Here is an 18,611-nt window from a genome sequence, read left to right on the forward strand (position 1 = left end):
TCTGATGAAGCCTGTCCTGACTCTTCTGATCGCCAGCCTGATGACCACCTCTGTTCCTTCCGCCTTCGCAGCTCTCCCGTCGCCGCCGGACGTGGCCAAGCACCCGCATGTGGTCAAGGCCCCGTTCGGAGCCACCCGCAACGACGATTACTACTGGTTGCGCGACGACAAGCGCGAAGACAAGGCGATGCTGGCCTACCTCAACGCCGAGAACGCCTACACCGACACGGTGATGGCGCCGCTGAAGCCGCTGGAAGACACGCTGTATACCGAGATCGTCGGGCGCATCAAGCAGGACGACGCCAGCGTGCCGTATCGCGCACGTGGCTACTGGTATTACACCCGTTTCGAAGCCGGCAAGGATTACCCGATCCAGGCGCGCCGCAAGGGCAGCATGGAGGCGCCGGAAGAGATCCTGCTGGACGTCAATCAGATGGCCGCAGGCAAGGGCTATTTCAGTGTCGGCGATGCGGAAGTCAGCCAGGACAATCGCATCCTGGCCTGGGCCGATGATGCCGTGGGCCGCCGCCAGTACACGATCCGTTTCAAGAATCTGGACACCGGCGAGATCTACCCGGACACCGTGGAAGGTGTCGCCGCGAACGTGGTCTGGGCCGACGACAACAAGACCCTGTTCTATATCGAAAACGACCCGGAAACGCTGCTCACCGTGCGGGTGAAGAAGCACGTGCTGGGCACGCCCTCCAAGAGCGACGTGCTGGTCTATGAGGAGAAGGACGACAGCTTCTACATGGGCATCAGCCGTACCCGCGACGACAAGTACATCGTCATCGGCGTGGAAAGCACGGTGTCGTCCGAATCGCGCTACGCACCGGCCGACAAGCCCGAGCGCTTCACCGTGCTGGCCAAGCGCGAGCGCGATGTCGAATATCACCCCGAGCATTTCGACGGCCGCTGGGTGATCCGCACCAATGCCGATGGCGCCAAGAACTTCAAGCTGGTGACTGCGCCCACCGATGCGACCACGCGCAAGCAGTGGACCGATTGGGTGGCGCACGACGACAACGTCTACATCGAAAACTTCGAGCTGTTCGATGGCTTTACGGCGATCGAAGAGCGCTCCGGTGGGCTGGAACGCGTACGCCTGCTCAAGCGCGATGGCAGCCATGAGTACGTCAAGGCAGATGAGCCGGCGTATTCCATGGGCCTGGCGATCAATTCCGAGCCGGACACGGCCTGGCTGCGTTACAGCTATACCTCGCTGACCACACCGGCAACGACGTACGAGCTCAATACGCAGACCGGCGAGCGCAAGTTGCTCAAGCAGCAGCCGGTGATCGGCTACGACCCCAGCAAGTACGTCACCGAGCGCGTGTGGGTCACCGCGCGCGACGGCGTCAAGGTGCCGGTGTCGCTGGTCTACAAGCAGGGCTTCAAGAAGGACGGCACTGCCGCGCTGTTCCAGTACGCCTATGGCAGCTACGGCATGTCGATGGACCCGGCGTTCAATCTGCCGGCGATCAGCCTAGTGGACCGTGGCGTGGTGTATGCCATCGCGCATATCCGCGGCGGGCAGGAGATGGGCCGGCAGTGGTACGACGACGGCAAGTTGCTGCACAAAAAGAACACCTTTACCGACTTCGTCGATGTCACGCGTGGGCTGGTTGCGCAGGGCTATGCAGCCAAGGATCGCGTCGCCGCATCCGGTGGCAGCGCCGGTGGCCTGCTGATGGGCGCGGTGGCCAACATGGCCCCGCAGGACTACCGCGTGATGGTCGCGCAGGTGCCGTTTGTCGATGTGGTCACCACCATGCTCGACGCCAGTATTCCGCTCACCACCAACGAATATGACGAGTGGGGCAACCCGGAAAACAAGGCCTATTACGACTACATGCTGTCGTACTCGCCGTACGACAACGTGCGCAAACAGGCCTACCCGGCGTTGTTCGTCGGCACCGGTCTGTGGGATTCGCAGGTGCAGTATTGGGAGCCGGCCAAATGGGTCGCCAAACTGCGCGACGACAACACCGGCACCCAGCCGATCGTGTTCCGCACCAACATGGAAGCCGGCCACGGCGGCAAGTCCGGCCGCTTCCGTCGCTACCGCGAGGCGGCTGAATCGTATGCGTTTGTGTTGGACCAGCTTGGGGTCAAGTAGGTGAGGGGCGGGGATTTGGGAATCGGGATTTGGGATTGGTAAGAGCAGGGCTCTCCAGTTCCTGCGTGCAGACGTACCCTCATCCGCCCTTCGGGCACCTTCTCCCGGTGGGAGAAGGGGGGCGCTGACCACCTCACCCCCCCACTGGTCGTATCATTTACCCATGACGCGACCGACTCGATTCCGCTGGGCCTGGTGGTTGCTGGCCTACGCCAGCCTGGCCACCGGCATCGTCGGTATCTTCGTGCCCGGGTTGCCGACCACCGTCTTCATTCTTATTTCCGCCTGGGCCGCCTCGCATGGCTCCGAGCGTCTGCACAACTGGCTGCTCTCGCATCCGCGCTTCGGCCCGGCCATTGTCGAATGGCAGACCTATCGCGCGGTCAGCCGCAAGGCCAAATGGATGGCCACGCTCACCATGACCGTCTGCGCCGGCATCATGCTGTGGTGCGTGCCGGTGTTCTGGGTCAAATGCCTGTCGATCGGCAGCATGGCGGTGGTGGCGATCTGGCTGTGGCTGCGCCCCGAGCCGCCACCGCGCGTGCTGCCCACCGCGCTCTGAGCGCACGGCAGTCAGGGTGTTCTGGCTATACTTCGGTGCATGAGTATTCTGTCCCGACCATCCGTTCGCCTCGCACTGGTTGGTGCGACCTTTGTCCTGCTTGCCGCTTGCGGTAACAAGGGCCCGCTGGTGATGCCGCAGAAGCCGGTGCCGGTGGAAGCTCAGCCCGTGCCGCAACCGCCGGATGCGCCGCAACCGCTGGACGAGTCGACGCCGGCGCCTGCGCCGGTGAACACCGACACCCAGCCCGCGCCCACCACCGACCAGCCCGCTAGCCGCGGCAATGAGCGCTGACGGTCGCAGCGAGCGTCTGCGTTTCACCAAAATGCATGGCGCCGGCAACGATTTCGTGGTGCTGGACCTGCGCGACGGCACGCCACCGCCGGATGCCGCGCTGGCCGCACGTCTGGCCGACCGCCACTTCGGCGTGGGCTGCGACCAGATCCTGACCATCGAAGCGCCACGCAGTAGCGAGGCGGTGGCCGCCTACGGCATCTGGAATTCCGACGGCTCGGCTGCGCGCCAATGCGGTAACGGCGCGCGCTGTGTCGCGGCTTGGTTGGTGCGCGATGGCACGGCGCAGGGCGATGATTTCGTCATCGACAGCCCGTTCACCGCGCATCGCGTGCAGCATCTGGACGCCGGCACCTATGCGGTGGCGATGGGCGTGCCGCACTTCGAGCCCACACAGATCCCGTTGGCTGGCTTTGCGCGCGCGCGCGAGGAATACGCGTTGCCGGTGCACGGCGAGACCGTGCGCTTTGGCGCAGTGTCGATGGGCAACCCGCATGCGGTGGTCGAGGTGGGTCGCGTGGATGCGGCGCCGGTGGAGCGTGTGGGAGCGCTGTTGCAGCAGAACGCCGCGTTTCCCGATTCGGTCAACGTTGGCTTTGTGCAGGTTGTCGAGCCGACGCATGTGCGCCTGCGCGTGTTCGAGCGCGGCGTCGGCGAAACTCTGGCCTGCGGCAGTGGCGCGTGCGCGGCGGCGGTGGTGCTGATGCAGCGCGGCCGTGTGGAACGCGATGTGCGCGTGTCCTTGCCCGGTGGCGAGCTGCGTATCCGCTGGGCTGGCGATCAGGAACAAGTGGTGATGTCCGGCCCGGCCGTGTTCGTTTTCGATGGAGAGTGGAACTGATGAGCGAGAGCGTGGATAAATTCAGCGCGCACGAAGTGGCCACGTGGTTGCGACGCCACCCGACCTTCCTCAAACAGTTCCCGGATCTGGCGGTGAGTTTGCTGGTGCCACGCGACGACGGCCCGACCGCATCGCTGTCCACCTATCAGCTGGAAGTGTTGCGCGACAAGAATCGCGAACTGTCGCGGCGGTTGCACGAACTTGGCCACAATGCTCAGGACAACGAACGCCTGGCGGTGCGCACGCATCAACTGACCCTGGCGCTGATGCGTCAGACCAGCGCGGCCGATACGCTCAAGGCGATGGCGGCCTCGCTGGCAGAAGATTTCAATGGCGAACTGGTGCGGCTGGTGTTGCTGACGCCGGTCGCCGGACTGGACGCCGACTGGCTGCAGGTCATCGCCGCCGATGACGCGCGCTTGGCGCCGTTCCGCGATTGTCTGAGCGACGGCGAGCCGATCTGCGGCCGCCTGCAGACCGAAAAACATGCACTGCTGTATGCCGGACAGGCCGCCGAGGTGCAATCGACCGCGCTGCTGCCGCTGCCCGGTATCGGCCTGATCGCGGTCGGCAGCAGCGATGCCAATCGCTTCTATCCCGGCATGGGAACGCTGTTTCTGCGCATGATGGGCGAATCGTTGAGCGTCGCACTGCAACGCTTCGACGCATGATGCGCACCGCAGGGCGCGCCGATGCGAGCGACCTGCGGTGGATGGTTGTTCCGATGGCGCGGCAGCGAGGAATTTAAAGATGTCTTCGGTCGAAGACTTTCTTTCATATCTTCAGGTCGAACGGCAGGTGTCTGCGCACACGCTGGATGCCTATCGGCGCGATCTGGTTGCGTTGGTGAGCTGGGCGGCCGAGCAAAAGAGTGAAGATGGCGCGCCATTGGATGCTGCGCTGCTGGACAGCGCGCAACTCACCAGCGCGCAGTTGCGTCAGTTCGTCGCTGCCGAGCATCGACGCGGTCTGTCGCCCAAGAGCCTGCAGCGCCGGCTCTCGGCATGCCGTAGCTATTACGCCTGGCTGCTCAAGCATGGCCGCATTGCGGCCAGCCCGGCAGCAGCGATGCGTGCGCCCAAAGCGCCGCGCAAATTGCCGCAGGTATTGGATGCCGATGAAGCGGTGCGCCTGGTCGAAGTGCCGACCGATGCGCCGCTGGGCTTGCGCGACCGCGCCTTGCTGGAGCTGTTCTATTCGTCCGGGCTGCGCTTGAGTGAGCTATGCGCGCTGCGCTGGCGCGATCTGGATCTGGAGAGCGGCCTGGTGATGGTGCTGGGCAAGGGCGAAAAGCAGCGCCTGGTGCCGGTAGGTTCGCATGCGATCACCGCACTGCGCGCGTGGCTGCGCGATAGCGGCGGGCGTGCCGAAACGCATGTGTTCCCCGGCCGTGCGGGCGGTGCGATTTCGCAGCGTGCGGTACAGATCCGCATCAAGCAACTGGCGGTGCGCCAGGGCATGTTCAAGGACGTGCATCCGCATATGCTGCGGCACAGTTTTGCCAGCCACATTCTTGAATCGTCCGGCGATCTGCGCGGCGTGCAGGAGTTGCTCGGCCACTCGGATATCGCCACCACGCAGATCTACACGCATCTGGATTTCCAGCATCTGGCCAAGGTCTACGACGCCGCGCATCCGCGTGCCAAGCGCAAGAAAGCTGATGAGTGAGTGCGGGCGAAGCGCGCGCACACTGACATGTCCAAGCAGTGCGCTCGCGCTCCTGCCGTCTGAGCGCGCTGCATCAGCCGCCCGCAGCATGCTTGAACCCGGCAGGGGCGTCCCCACCTCATTGGAAACCCCCGGAGGACCCATGGACCCCAGCCAGAATCCCAACATCGTTCACGCCACCACCATCATTTCGGTTCGGCGTGGTGGGCATGTCGCCGTTGCCGGCGATGGCCAGGTCACGCTTGGCCATACCGTCATGAAGGGCAATGCGCGCAAGGTGCGCCGGCTTGGCCGCGAGGGTCAGGTGCTGGCCGGTTTTGCCGGCGCTGCCGCCGATGCGTTCACCTTGTTCGAGTTGTTCGAAGCCAAGCTCGACAAGCATGGCCAGCTGACTCGCGCAGCGGTGGAATTGGCCAAGGATTGGCGCACCGAGCGCCGCCTTGGCAAGCTCGAAGCCCTGCTTGCGGTCGCCGATAAAGAGACCTCGCTGATCATCAGCGGCACCGGCGATGTGATCGAACCGGAAGACGGCATCATCGCCATCGGCTCGGGCGGCTCGTACGCCTTGTCGGCCGCCCGCGCGCTGCTGGCGCACACCGAACTGGATGCCAAGACCATCGCCACCGAAGCGATCCACATCGCTGGCGATATCTGTATCTATACCAATCGCAATGTGGTGGTCGAAGAGCTGTGATTCGGGATTTGGGATTGGGGATTCGCAAAAGCACTCCTTTCCCTGCGCCCGGACACGCATCGATCGTTCCTACTCCACTTTTACGAATCCCCAATCCCCAATCCCCAATGCCAAATCCCGATACCTCAACCATGACTCCGCGCGAAATCGTGCAGGAGCTCGACCGTCATATCGTCGGCCAGCACGATGCCAAGCGTGCGGTCGCCATTGCGCTGCGCAACCGCTGGCGCCGGATGCAGTTGCCCGAAGAACTGCGCAATGAAGTGATGCCCAAGAACATCCTGATGATCGGCCCGACCGGCGTCGGCAAGACCGAGATCGCGCGACGTCTGGCGACCTTGGCCAATGCGCCGTTCGTCAAGGTGGAAGCCACGCGCTTTACCGAAGTGGGTTACGTCGGCAAGGACGTGGAACAGATCATTCGCGATCTGGCCGACACCTCGGTCAAGCTGTATCGCGAACAGGCCAAGGTGCGCGTGCGCAACCAGGCCGAAGAACGTGCCGAAGACCGCATCCTGGATGCGTTGCTGCCGCGACGTGCCGCCGGGATTGGTTTCGACCCGGAGGCTGCGCGTAACGAGCCGTCGTCGCAGGACAACGACACCCGCATCAAGTTTCGCCGCATGCTGCGCAATGGCGAGCTGGACGAGCGCGAGATCGAACTGGAAGTTGCGGTCAACGCCAGCATGGACATCATGACCCCGCCTGGCATGGAAGAAATGGGCCAGCAGCTGCGGCAGATGTTTTCCAATCTGGGCAGCGGCAAGTCGCAGAAGCGCAAACTCACCATCAAGGCCGCGCGCCCGCTGCTGATCGAAGAAGAGGCCGGCAAGCTGGTCAACGAAGACGACGTGCGTGCAGCGGCGATCGAAGCCTGCGAGCAGCACGGCATCGTGTTCATCGATGAGATCGACAAGGTCGCCAAGCGTGGCGAAGCCGGTTCGACCGGTGGCGATGTCAGTCGCGAAGGTGTGCAACGCGATCTGCTGCCGCTGGTGGAAGGCTCCAACGTGTCGACCAAGTACGGCACGGTCAAGACCGACCATATCCTCTTCATCGCATCCGGCGCGTTCCATCTGGCCAAGCCCAGCGATCTGATTCCCGAATTGCAGGGCCGTTTCCCGATTCGGGTGGAATTGACCGCGCTGACCAAGGCCGATTTCGTGCGCATCCTTACCGAGCCCAAGGCCGCGTTGATCAAGCAGTACGAAGCCTTGTTGCAAACCGAGGGCGTCAATTTGACCTTCGGTGCCGATGCGGTGGACCGGTTGGCCGAGATCGCCGCGCAGGTCAACGAGCGCCAGGAAAATATCGGTGCGCGTCGTCTGCACACGGTGCTGGAGCGCTTGCTGGACACGCTCAGCTACGAAGCTCCGGATCGCGATGGACAGAGCGTCAGCGTGGACGCGGCGTATGTCGATGCGCAGTTGGGTGAGCTGGTGCAGGATCCGGATCTGAGCCGCTACATCCTTTAGGGATGCAGGGTGTTGCAACGCAAAGGCCCGCCGATTCGGCGGGCCTTTGCGTTGCGTGCATCGCGCATCGAAATCAGCAGCGCGTGACATGCCTGGTTGCAGCGCGCATGCACAAGGCGGCGCGGCGACTGCGTGCCATCGTTAGCGAGAAGCAGCATGGCGCAGATTGGCGCTGTAGCGATGCAGTAACTCCATGTGCACCTGCGCGTAGGCGGTGTCGGTCAGACTGGTGGCCAGTGGCGAGGTGACTGCAGCCCGCGCCGCTTCCGCGCGTGCCTGGTCCAGATCTTCGCTGCGTGCGGCCAGATCAGCGAGCACGAACACCTTGTCCGGCTGTACTTCCACGTAGCCACCGCAGACATAGATCTGCAACGGCTCGCCGCTGACCGGGTGGATATGCAGCATGCCTTCGGCCAGGATGGTCAGCAGCGGCGTGTGCCGTGCCATCACGCCGAAGCGGCCCTCGCTTCCGGGAAGGCTGACCTCGCGCACTTCGCCGCTCCACAACGCACCGCTCAGGCTGACGATGTCTAGCTGCAGGGAATGTGCAGTGGACGTGTTGGACACCTGTTCGTTGGCCGCTGCCATCAATGATCCATCGGGTAAAACGCGAGCTTAGCGCCCGGCGTGTCAAAAGACCTTGATTGATATCAACTCGGATGAGCGTGCCTAGCGTTGCGCGTGGATGGCACGTGCAACGCGGCGTGCGCTGCGCTTGCGCGTGCGGGCAAGCGCTGTCCAGTCTGCTCAGCTGGCATCAGTCCTCGCCGATGTCTTCGTTCCACACGTCGGGGTTGGCGGAAATATAGCCGCCCAGCAGGTCGATGCATTCCTGGCTTTGCAGGTCGATGACGTTGACGCCGTGCTCGCGCAGCCAGGACACACCGCCCTGGAACGTGACCGACTCGCCAACCACCACCGTGCCGATATTGAACTGGCGTACCAGCCCGCTGCAGTACCAGCACGGCGCCAGCGTGGTGACCATGATGGTGTCCTTGTAGCGGCGCTGGCGGCCGGCCTTGCGGAAGGCATCGGTCTCGCCGTGCACGGACGGGTCGTTTTCCTGCACGCGGCGGTTGTGACCGCAACCGAGCAGACGCCCGTCGTTGTGATACAGCGCAGCGCCGATCGGGATGCCGCCTTCGGCCAGGCCTTGGCGGGCTTCGGCGATGGCGGTGTCGAGCAGGGCGCGGTAGTCGGGGGTGGTGATCATGCAGGCTCCTGGGTGGCGGCGTCGGCGCGACGCAGCATGTCGATGTGGGGAATGCCGTCTTCCAGATACACGGCGGAAGATGGCGTAAAACCGTGTGCGGCGTAGAACGCTTGCAGGTGCGATTGCGCACCCAGTTGCACGGCGCTGGCGTGCCAGTGTTGCTGCACCACGCGCAAGCCTTCGCGTAGCAGCGCATGCGCAAAGCCGTGACCACGCTGTGCGGCGGCAATGACCACCCGGCCGATACTGGGTTCGGGATAACTCACGCCGGGCGGCAACACGCGCAGATACGCGGCCAACGCAGCGTCGTCAGTGCTGCCGAGCAGATGCAGCACGCCCGGCAACACGTCCTTGCCGTCCAGCTCCGGATACGCGCACTGCTGCTCCACCACAAACACATCCGAGCGCAGCCGCAGCAGCGCATACAGCTGCGTGGTGCTCAGTTGCTCGAAGCGCAGGCATTGCCAGCGCAGCGAGAGCGAATGGGAGGACCAAGAAGACATCACCGCATGATAGCGGCTGCGTTGGCTTAGAGTGGCTAGCAAAACTACTTCACGCCAGCTGATCTGCTGCCTGTCTGCAGGGCCCTTGCCCGCCCACCATCGCGGGACACGCTGCAAGTACGTCCTTGTAAGCTCTTGCGCGGCATCCATGCCGCTTAAGGTCCCGCGACGGTGAGCGGGCAAGGACCAGTCAAGATGGTCGGTGTGCATGGTTTCAATAATGCAACCGACTCACTCTCTGGTGCGGTGTCCTCGCCGATTGCGGGACCGTTGGCGGCATGGATGCCGCCATCGAGCCCCCCCGGACGGGTTTACGGCGTGTCCCGCGAGCGGCGAGGGCACCGCGCATTCGACCCCGCACTCACTGACCGGCCCTCGCTCGCTAGGTTTTGTTAGCCGCTCTTAGTCGACTGCGCTGCCGGTGTCGATTGCCACCACCACCGACATGCCCGCGCGCAGGCGCGCTGCCAGCGGCTGGCCGGGATCGACGCTGATGCGCAGCGGAATGCGCTGGGCGATCTTGACGAAGTTGCCGGTGGCGTTGTCGGCCGGCAATACGCTGAATTCCGAGCCGGCGGCCGGGGAAATTTCCTGTACGCGCCCGTGCAGACGTGCATTGTTGAGCGCATCCACCGTGAAGCTGGCGCGCTGGCCGATGCGGATCTTCGCCATCTGGGTTTCCTTGAAATTGGCCACGATCCACAGCGTGTCCGGCACCAGCGACATCAGCTGCGTGCCATTGGTGACGTAGGCGCCCTGGCGCACGCCGAGCTGGCCGAGTTGGCCATCGCGCGGGGCAACGATGCGCGTGTTGTCCAGATTGATCTGCGCCAGCTGCACGGCCGCTTGCGCGTTGGCAACCGCCGCTTGCAGCGCCGCGCGATTGACGGTGACGCTGCGTGCATTTTCTTCGGCCGCCTGCACCGCGGCGCGTGCCTGCGCCACGCCGGCATCGGCCTGTGCGCGTGCGGCGAAGGCGGTGTCGCGATCCTGCTCGGAGACCAATTGCTGGCTGGCCAGTTGCTGCGTGCGTGCGTACGCCGAGCGGGTGCGATCGCGCTGCGCCTGATTGCTGCTCAGTGCCGCGCGTTGTTCGGCGATGGTGGCATCGGCGCTATGCCGCTGCTGGTCCCAGTTGGACAGGTTGGCTTGCGCGGTCTGCACCTGCGCCCTGGCCTGCTCGAGTTGCTGGGCATAGATGCGGTCGTCGATCTTTGCCAGTAACTGGCCGTGTTTGACGTGCGCAAAGTCCTGCACCGGCACCTGCGTGACATAGCCGCTGACCTGTGGCGCGATCACGGTGATCTGCCCGTGCACCATCGCGTTTTCGGTACGCTCGATGGCACTGACGAACGGCGGCAGGCGCCATGCATACAGCACCAGCAACACGCCAATGAGCGCAAGCCCGCCGAAGCCGAGTGCGCCAGCGATGCGGCGACGTCTGCGACGTTGCTGATCGGCGAGAGAAGTTGAATCTGCAGGTGTATTCATGGGCGCGCAGTGGAAACAGGAGAGAGGGACGACACGGGTGGGCGCACATAACGCCGCCACACCAGCACGGACAGGATCCATAGCCCGGTAGCGATGGCAATGCAGCCGATCAACAGAAACACGTCGTTATAGGCGAGCACATTGGCTTCGCGCGTGGCCACGCTGCCCAATGCACGCACCCCTTGGGCCTGGCGCAGGGCAGGGTCGCCGATGCTGCGGCCGTACAGGCTTGCATAGGCCTGCACGCGCGCGGCCACTTGCGGGTCGCTCAACATCAGGTGCTCGACCAACTGACTGGAATGGTATTTCTCCCGCACCACCTGCACCGTGCCGAGCAGGGCGCTGCCAAGCAGGCCGCCCATGTTCTGCGCCATGCCGAACAGCACCACGAAGCTGATCAGATTGCCGGGTTGTGCAATCACCCTGCCCAGCCCCGCGACCATTGCCGGGCCGATGAAGAAGGTGCTGCCGAAGGCCAGCAGGAACTGGCTCACGTACATTTGCTCGGGGCGGGTGAGGCTGGTGGCATCGGCATCCATGAAGCAACCGATGCAGATCGCGGCAACCGCAATGATCAGATGCTCGGCCACCCGCGCCGGATTGATCAGCCACGCACTGGCGGCCACGCCGGCCACCGCGCCCAGCAGCATGAGCGCGAACAAGGTCTGCAACTGCGTGTTGGCCAGCCCCAGGGTCTGGAAAAAGCCGATCGCGCCAGTGCTTTGTTCGGACAGCACCAGCCGGATCAGCAGAATCGCCAGGCCCAGCCGCAGCATGTCGCCGCTGGCCAGCCAGCGCGTGTTGATCATCGGGTTACGGCGGTTGTGCTCGATCCACGCTGCCGTGCACAGCAGCACGATGGAGGCGGCAAGCACCACGCCCAGCCACGGCGTACTGGTCCACCACAGCAGCCGCCCCAGCGACAGTACCGCCGCCAGCCCGGCCGAACCGGCCGCGAACAGGCTGAAGGTGAGGAAATCCAGCGGCTCGAACACGCGATAGCGATCGCTCGGCGGCAGCTTGAGCGCCAGCACGCAGGCCAGCGCAAACACCGCCAGGCCGAATTCGAACAGATACAGGCCCTGCCACTCGCCAAATTCCAGCAGATCGGTGGAAAACACCCGCGCCAACGGCAATGCGAGTTGCGTGACGCCCAGCCCGGTGACCACCGCCTTGAGCCGGTATTTGGCTGGAAACGCCTGGATCACGTAATACAGCCCAAGCGAACTGAGCGCCGCGCCCACCAACCCGTGCGCGGCACGCACGGTAATGGCCGAGCTCAGGCTGTGCACGAACAGATGCGCGAAGGCGATGACCGCATACAGCGCCAGGAAGATCTCGGTGAAGCGCCGCAGCCCGAACTGCTGGCGGAACTTCACCAGCAGCAGGTTGGCCGACATGTTGGTCATCACGTAGGCGGCCGGCAGCCAGGCCATTTCGGTGGCGTAGGCGCCCAGCGTGCCCTGCAGATAGGTCAGGTTGGCGGTGACCAGCGCATTGCTCAGCCCGCCGGTCAGCGCCACCACCACGCCGACCATCCCGTACTGGATGCGCCGCCGGGTGGGGTGCAGGGGCGTGGAGGCCGACCCCGGCAGGGTGGGCTTCTCATGGGGCTGCCAGTCGCGCTGGACGTACTTGTCGCGCACCGAATGCTCGCTGGGCCAGTCGCTGAAGAAGACGGCGATTGTGGTCCGGTTGCGGTCATGGCGGTGTCAGCAGTGCGATAATCCGCCCATGAGCGAATCTCCCTATACCTCCGGCACCACCCATTTCGGCTTTCGCGATGTCGCTGCCAAGGACAAGCAGAAGCTGGTCGGCGAAGTCTTCACCTCGGTCGCGCGCAACTACGACCTGATGAACGATCTGATGAGTCTGGGCGTGCACCGGGCGTGGAAACGCTACTTCGTGGCGACCGCGCAGGTGAAGCCGGGCGACCGCGTGCTGGATCTGGCCGGCGGCACCGGCGATATCGCCGTGCTGCTCAAGGAGCGTGTGGGCAATGAGGGCGCGGTGGTGCTGGGCGACATCAACGCCGGCATGTTGTCGGTGGGCCGCGACCGGCTGACCAACCGTGGCCTGGTGGCTGGCTTCGACTACGTGCAATGCAATGCCGAGGCGCTGCCGTTCCCGGATCAGAGCTTCGATCTGGTGACCATCTCCTTCGGCTTGCGCAACGTCACCGATAAAGACGCCGCGCTGCGCGAGATGTACCGTGTGTTGAAGGTGGGCGGGCAGGCGCGCGTGCTGGAATTTTCCGAAGTCACCGCCGATTGGTTCAAGCCGATCTACGACTTCCACTCGTTCAAGATTTTGCCCAAGCTGGGCCAGCTGTTCGCACGCGATGCCGATAGCTACCAGTACCTGGCCGAGAGCATCCGCAAGCATCCGCCGCAGGAATCGCTCAAGGGCATGATGGGCGAGGCCGGATTTGCGCGTTGCCACTTCAAGAATCTGACCGGCGGCATCGTGGCGATCCACTCCGGTTACAAGATCTGAGCGTGATACCACGCTGCGTTGGCTGAGCGTCTGGTCCGGCGTGCATCGCGCGCCGGATATCGCGCAAGGACGCTGCGCTTGTGTTCGCTTGCCGCGCCATCACGACTCGCGCGCCTGCGTTTGCCGACAAACTTTTGAGACTCCCGTCGCGTTGGCTCCACCAATGGTCGGCGACACTAGGCCACCTTTCGCTGGAGACGTGCATGCGCTTGTACGCAGGGCTGTCGCGCGTGTTTCCTCGCTCCTTCAGCGCCAAGCTGCTGGCGGTGACGTTTGTCGGCATCCATCTGCCGCTGCTGTTGCTGATCGTCTGGCTGGCATCGCAAAGCGAGTTGGGTGGACGCCCGCTGTGGTCGGTGGTGATCGTGGCATTGCTGGCCACGCTGGCGGGCACCGCGCTGACGCTGTCTGCACTGTATCGCTTGCTCGCTCCACTGCGCATCGCTGCCGACGCGCTGGATGCGTACTACGCCGATCAACGCCTGCCCACGCTGCCCGAACATGGCGACGACGAGTTGGGGCGTTTGCTGCGCGGCATCAATCGTAGCCTGCGCGGTATCGATGCCGGCATGCGCGATCTCAAGAAGCACGCCTTGTTCGATTCGCTGACGGAGGCGTTGAACCGGCGCGGCTGCGAGCAGGCGATGCTGGATTCGGTCACCGCCGCGCAGCGCGAAGGCTGGCCGTTCGTGTTGTTCGTGCTGGACATGGACAACCTCAAGATGATCAACGACCGTTTCGGCCATCTGGCCGGCGACCGCGTGTTGGTGCGGCTGGTGGAATCGGCGTACGGCTGGCTCGGTGCGCAGGACTGGATCGGGCGTTGGGGCGGCGATGAATTTTTGATCGGTGTGCATGCCGGCGAAGACGAGGCCACGCTCAAACTCAATCAATGGCTGTCGATGCTCGAACGCGACGATGCCGACGAAGCGCCGCTGCATGTCAGCGCCGGCAGCGCGGTCTGCGAGCAGGGTCTGGATGCCACCGAGTTGTATCGACGCGCCGATGCGGCGATGTACCGCGCCAAGTTCTCCGGCGGCCGGCGCCTGGTGCGCGACGGGCACGATACCCCGCGCAGTCATCCGGTGACCTGAGCCGCCAGCGATGGCACGGGCAGGCAATGGCCCAGAGCGCTAAAATGCCCGATTCCCCTTGCTGCGGTGCCGTCGATGCGCTTCCCGTTCCTGTCGCTGTCCCTGGCCGTCTCCATCGCGCTGGCCGGCTGTTCCAATGAGTCCACACCGCCGGCCGCGACCAACGCGGCACCGGCCGCCACCGCCAAGGCCCCCGTGAAAGCAGACGCCCGCAACCACGACGAAAGCTCCTACGCCCAGCCGCAGCTGGTGGTCATCAAGGATCTGGCGCTGGACCTGAAGCTGGATTTCGACGCCAAGCAGATTGGCGGCACCGCCACCTACACGCTGGAGTGGAAGGACAAGGCCGCCAAACAGCTGGTGCTGGACACGCGCGAGCTGAGCATCGCGCAGGTGCAGGCCGATGACGGCAAGGGCACGCTGGCGCCGCTGCAGTTCGCGCTGGCGCCGGCCGACAAGACCTTCGGCAGCAAGCTCACCATCGAGACGCCGACTCAGCCGTCCAAGATCGTGATCACGTATCACACCGCACCGACCGCCTCGGGCCTGCAGTGGCTGGAGCCGTCGATGACCGAAGGCAAGCAGCTGCCTTTCATGTTCAGCCAGTCGCAGGCGATCCACGCGCGCAGCTGGGTGCCGTTGCAGGACACCCCGAGCGTGCGCTTCACCTATAGCGCGCATGTGACCTCGCGCCCGGACGTGATGGTGCTGATGAGCGCCGACAACGACCCCAAGGCCGCGCGCGATGGCGATTACAGCTTCAAGATGCCAGAGCCGATTCCGTCCTATCTGCTGGCGATTGCCGCAGGCGATGTAGTGTTCAAGCCGATCTCCGCGCGCTCGGGCGTGTGGGCCGAGCCGGCCATGGCCGACAAGGCTGCCAAGGAATTCGAAGACACCGAAAAGATGATCGGTGCCGCCGAAAAACTCTATGGCCCGTATCGCTGGGGCCGTTACGACATGCTGGTGCTGCCGCCGTCGTTCCCGTTCGGCGGCATGGAAAATCCGCGCCTGACCTTCGCCACGCCCACCGTGATCGTGGGCGACAAGTCGCTGGTGTCGCTGGTCGCGCACGAACTGGCGCATAGCTGGTCGGGCAATCTGGTGACCAATGCCAGCTGGAAGGACATCTGGCTCAACGAAGGCTTCACCACCTACGTGCAGGCGCGCATCACCGAGGCACTGTATGGCGCGGAGATGGCCGAGATGGAGCGCGAGATCGACCAGGGCGATCTGCTGGCTGAAGTAAAGGACATGGCGCCGGCCGACCAGGCATTGGCACTGCCGCCGTTGGCCGAACGCGACCCCGACGAAGCCTTGAGCCAGGTGGCCTACGTCAAGGGCGCGTGGTTCCTGCAGTTCCTGGAGCAGCGTTTCGGGCGCGAAGTATTCGACCCGTTCCTGCGCGGCTGGTTCGACGATCACGCGTTTCAGAGCGCCACCACCGACCAGTTCGTCGATTACCTCAACAAGAACCTGCTGGCCAAGCATCCCAATACCGTGAGCGCGGCTGAAGTGGATGCGTGGTTGAAGCAGCCGGGCATCCCGGCCTTCGCCACCAAGGCCCGCTCGCGCAGCTTCTCGATCGTGGACACCGCACGCATCGCCTGGAGCGGTAGCGGCACGCTGCCCAACAAGCAGGTCACCGGCGAGTGGGGCACGCAGGAGTGGGTGCATTTCCTCAGCGGCATGGGCGCGACCTTGAAGCCGGAACAGCTCAAGCAACTGGATGATGCCTACCACTTCACCGGCACGCCGAACGGCGAAATCGCGATGCGTTGGTACCCGCTGGCGATCCGTAGCGGCTACACCGACGCACAGGCCGCAGCAGGCGAGTTCATCGAACGCGTCGGCCGCCGCAAGCTGGTGCTGCCGATCTACGCCGAACTGTTGAAGACCCCGGACGGCATCGCCTTCGCCGAACAGGCCTTCGAAAAGGCCAAGCCCAGCTATCACCCGATCACCACCGCCTCGGTGGCCGAGATGATTGCCAAGGCCAAGGCGGCACCGCCCAAGCAGCCGTAATGGCAGGGGAGGGCGTGCAGACGCCCTCCCGCCGCTTCCATTAGCGGCATCGTGCCCTGCAATCGCCCTGTAGGAGCGCACTCGTGCGCGATGGGCTCCACCGGGAATGCCCCATCGCGCACGAGTGCGCTCCTACGAAGGAGTCGGTGGTGCAGATCACAGCGGCAGCATCACGCAGGCCTGCCTGTTGATCAACGCGTGTTGTGCGGGCTGTTATCGTTACCCCTGTTTTTCACGCCTTCCGGAGTCGACGATGAAGTATCTGCTGAGCGCGGCCCTGTGCGTCGCTGCATTGAGTGGCTGTACTGACCGCGAAGCACAACGTCAGGCGCAGGAGACCGCGCAGGCACAAGCCAAGGAACAGCAAGCCGATGCGCTCGCCAAGCAATACGACGAGGCAGTGAAGGCTGAAAACTGGGATATGGCACGCGCGCATGGCGCTGCGTTGCTGGAAGGCTACGCCGGCACCGCTGCGGCCACGCGCATCGAGCCCGGTTACGCCGACATCAAGGCCAAGGGCGAGCAGGCGCGCGAATTGCGCCGCATGCAGGGGTTATGGCAGTACTCGCAGGTCCCGGCCAAGGGCGGCACGCAGCGCTCGGCGATGATCGATGCCAAGGACCGCGTGGATGTGGACGGCAGCGGCCCGAAGCCGGTGAGCCTGGTGTTCCGCGATCACCCGCAGTGGAAGCGCCACAGCTATCTGGTGCTCAAGGCCGGCGACTTCAACTGCTACAGCGGCTGCAAGGTGCAGGTCTCGGCCGACGGCGGTGCAGCGCGCCCGATGGCCGCGCATCGCCCCGACACCGACGAAGCGATCGCGATGTTCATCGACGACGACAAGGCGCTGTGGAAATTGGTGCGCAATGCCAAGCGCGTCAGCATCGCGTTCCCGGTGAAAGCCGGCGGCACGCGTACCGCCGAGTTCGAAGTGGGTGGGCTGGATAACACGCAGATGCCGGGCTGGAAGTAGACGCCACTGCAGACCGCGCGGCACATAGACGCGCGGTCGGTGCACTGCATCGGCGTGTGCCGCGTGTCTATCCTGGCGATTGCGCAAGGTGTGAATTCGCCTGACGATGGCCTGCCGTGTTGCGTTCACCACTCTCACGTCTTCGCACGTATGTACGTATGGACTGCATGACACTCACACAGACATCTCCCGCGTTGTCCGACTACCGCCACTGGGTGTTCGACATGGATGGCACGCTGACCGAAGCCGTGCATGATTTCGCATTGATTCGACGCGTGTTGGAGATCCCGCCTGAGGCCGACATCCTGCATCACCTGGCATCGCTACCTGCCGACCAGGCTGCTGCCAAACACGCCTGGTTACTCGAGCACGAGCGTGAGCTCGCACGGACCGCACGCGCCGCGCCCGGTGCGGTGGAATTGGTGCGTGCATTGCAGGCAGCCGGATGCCAACTCGGCATGCTTACCCGCAACGCACGCGAACTGGCGCAGGTGACGTTGCAGGCGATCGGCCTGCACGATGCATTTGCCTGGGACACCATCGTCGGCCGTGATGAGGCCGCGCCCAAACCCGCGCCCGATGGCCTGCAGTATTTCGAACGACGCTGGTCGGTCGATGGTGCGGCATTGGTGATGGTCGGCGACCACCACAACGACCTGGCCTGCGGTCGTGCCGTTGGCGCCTGCACGGTGCTGGTCAACACGCCGGGTGACCCCTGGCCCGGCTTTGCCGACTGGCGTCTGCAGGATTGCACGCAGTTGCTGATGCGGTGGAAAGGTTAGCGCGCTGTCTGCAAGCAGGCGGAAAGCGCGGATTCCGACGCCGCGCACAGACCAACCCACACATGCAACGTCTGTCAGTCTTGTGCGAATGCTTCGGCTCATGGAGGGCGCTTGCACGCGTACCGGCGTGGGACACGCCGCAAGTACGTCCGTGTAGGCTCTTACGCGGCATCCATGCCGCGTAAGGTCCCACGCCGGTACGCGCGCAAGCGCCACCGGTTGTTGTCGGTGGTTGAAGGAAAAGCGGGGTCTGACTTACCTAACGTGCGTTGGAACGTGGGCAAAATCCAACCATCTGCACCACCGATGTAACAGCACGCCCGGTGCAAACTGTGCCAAAACCGTGACAGTGCACCTCGCTTAAGCGACTGCCATCACAGC

18 protein-coding genes and 1 pseudogene are annotated in these 18,611 nt (G+C 64.2%); 14 read left to right on the plus strand and 5 right to left on the minus strand.

The genetic code is table 11. From position 1 onward, the window contains the following. Positions 1-4 precede the first annotated feature (4 nt). The 8 genes from AC1PLU_RS03740 to hslU all read left to right on the plus strand — a co-directional run bounded on the left by AC1PLU_RS03740 (position 5) and on the right by hslU (position 7,653). Positions 5-2,119: a S9 family peptidase gene (locus AC1PLU_RS03740; protein ID WP_481107745.1), complete on the plus strand. Its 2,115-nt coding sequence runs from the start codon at positions 5-7 to the stop codon at positions 2,117-2,119. A 163-nt stretch (positions 2,120-2,282) separates the two neighbouring features. After that, the gene (locus AC1PLU_RS03745; protein ID WP_481107746.1) at positions 2,283-2,681 is read left to right on the plus strand and encodes a YbaN family protein; all 399 of its coding nucleotides are present in this window, start codon (positions 2,283-2,285) and stop codon (positions 2,679-2,681) included. 39 nt (positions 2,682-2,720) lie between these two features. After that, positions 2,721-2,975 (plus strand): LPS translocon maturation chaperone LptM, encoded by a 255-nt coding sequence (lptM, locus tag AC1PLU_RS03750; protein ID WP_104549567.1) that lies wholly within the window; start codon positions 2,721-2,723, stop codon positions 2,973-2,975. Further along, the gene (dapF, locus tag AC1PLU_RS03755; RefSeq protein ID WP_481107747.1) at positions 2,965-3,816 is read left to right on the plus strand and encodes a diaminopimelate epimerase; all 852 of its coding nucleotides are present in this window, start codon (positions 2,965-2,967) and stop codon (positions 3,814-3,816) included. The genes lptM and dapF overlap by 11 nt, the downstream gene beginning before the upstream one ends. Next, positions 3,816-4,487 (plus strand): DUF484 family protein, encoded by a 672-nt coding sequence (locus AC1PLU_RS03760; protein ID WP_481107748.1) that lies wholly within the window; start codon positions 3,816-3,818, stop codon positions 4,485-4,487. Before dapF ends, AC1PLU_RS03760 begins: the two co-directional genes overlap by 1 nt. Positions 4,488-4,566: 79 nt before the next feature. Next, on the plus strand, positions 4,567-5,484 hold the full coding sequence (gene xerC, locus AC1PLU_RS03765; RefSeq protein ID WP_481107749.1) for a tyrosine recombinase XerC: 918 nt from the start codon (positions 4,567-4,569) through the stop codon (positions 5,482-5,484). 142 nt (positions 5,485-5,626) lie between these two features. Then, positions 5,627-6,178: an ATP-dependent protease subunit HslV gene (gene hslV / locus AC1PLU_RS03770; RefSeq protein WP_006451318.1), complete on the plus strand. Its 552-nt coding sequence runs from the start codon at positions 5,627-5,629 to the stop codon at positions 6,176-6,178. 107 nt (positions 6,179-6,285) lie between these two features. After that, positions 6,286-7,653 carry an ATP-dependent protease ATPase subunit HslU gene (hslU, locus tag AC1PLU_RS03775; RefSeq protein ID WP_180314336.1) on the plus strand — a complete coding sequence of 456 codons (1,368 nt, stop codon included), beginning with the start codon at positions 6,286-6,288 and terminating at the stop codon, positions 7,651-7,653. A 141-nt stretch (positions 7,654-7,794) separates the two neighbouring features. Here the strand turns inward: hslU and atpC are convergent, their stop codons facing one another. From atpC to AC1PLU_RS03790, 3 genes are all read right to left on the minus strand, one after another. Continuing rightward, positions 7,795-8,241, minus strand: coding sequence for an ATP synthase F1 subunit epsilon (gene atpC / locus AC1PLU_RS03780; protein ID WP_168958670.1), 447 nt, complete (start codon positions 8,239-8,241; stop codon positions 7,795-7,797). A gap of 169 nt (positions 8,242-8,410) precedes the next feature. Next, complete coding sequence (locus AC1PLU_RS03785; RefSeq protein WP_006451321.1) at positions 8,411-8,866, minus strand: nucleoside deaminase; 456 nt, start codon at positions 8,864-8,866, stop codon at positions 8,411-8,413. After that, positions 8,863-9,369: a GNAT family N-acetyltransferase gene (locus AC1PLU_RS03790; protein ID WP_481107750.1), complete on the minus strand. Its 507-nt coding sequence runs from the start codon at positions 9,367-9,369 to the stop codon at positions 8,863-8,865. Before AC1PLU_RS03790 ends, AC1PLU_RS03785 begins: the two co-directional genes overlap by 4 nt. 159 nt (positions 9,370-9,528) lie before the next feature. Between AC1PLU_RS03790 and AC1PLU_RS03795 the strand changes: the two are divergent. Further along, a pseudogene (locus tag AC1PLU_RS03795) lies at positions 9,529-9,765 on the plus strand (hypothetical protein); the annotation flags it as partial. Between the two features lie 6 nt (positions 9,766-9,771). Here AC1PLU_RS03795 and AC1PLU_RS03800 read toward each other — a convergent pair. After that, the gene (locus AC1PLU_RS03800; RefSeq protein WP_481107751.1) at positions 9,772-10,860 is read right to left on the minus strand and encodes an HlyD family secretion protein; all 1,089 of its coding nucleotides are present in this window, start codon (positions 10,858-10,860) and stop codon (positions 9,772-9,774) included. After that, positions 10,857-12,506, minus strand: coding sequence for an MFS transporter (locus tag AC1PLU_RS03805; protein WP_481107752.1), 1,650 nt, complete (start codon positions 12,504-12,506; stop codon positions 10,857-10,859). The genes AC1PLU_RS03800 and AC1PLU_RS03805 overlap by 4 nt, the downstream gene beginning before the upstream one ends. Positions 12,507-12,594: 88 nt before the next feature. On the opposite strand from AC1PLU_RS03805, the gene ubiE reads away from it, so the two are divergent. From ubiE to AC1PLU_RS03830, 5 genes are all read left to right on the plus strand, one after another. Next, positions 12,595-13,356: a bifunctional demethylmenaquinone methyltransferase/2-methoxy-6-polyprenyl-1,4-benzoquinol methylase UbiE gene (gene ubiE, locus AC1PLU_RS03810; protein WP_006452548.1), complete on the plus strand. Its 762-nt coding sequence runs from the start codon at positions 12,595-12,597 to the stop codon at positions 13,354-13,356. Positions 13,357-13,559: 203 nt separating this feature from the next. Next, positions 13,560-14,450, plus strand: a complete 891-nt coding sequence (locus tag AC1PLU_RS03815; protein WP_481095149.1) for a GGDEF domain-containing protein — start codon at positions 13,560-13,562, stop codon at positions 14,448-14,450. A 75-nt stretch (positions 14,451-14,525) separates the two neighbouring features. Further along, complete coding sequence (locus tag AC1PLU_RS03820; protein ID WP_481107753.1) at positions 14,526-16,475, plus strand: M1 family metallopeptidase; 1,950 nt, start codon at positions 14,526-14,528, stop codon at positions 16,473-16,475. Positions 16,476-16,728: 253 nt separating this feature from the next. Continuing rightward, the gene (locus AC1PLU_RS03825) at positions 16,729-17,448 is read left to right on the plus strand and encodes a hypothetical protein (RefSeq protein WP_481107754.1); all 720 of its coding nucleotides are present in this window, start codon (positions 16,729-16,731) and stop codon (positions 17,446-17,448) included. 158 nt (positions 17,449-17,606) lie between these two features. Next, on the plus strand, positions 17,607-18,230 hold the full coding sequence (locus AC1PLU_RS03830; RefSeq protein ID WP_481095152.1) for an HAD family hydrolase: 624 nt from the start codon (positions 17,607-17,609) through the stop codon (positions 18,228-18,230). Positions 18,231-18,611: the final 381 nt, after the last annotated feature.

This window comes from Xanthomonas sp. NCPPB 2933, from assembly GCF_056725225.1.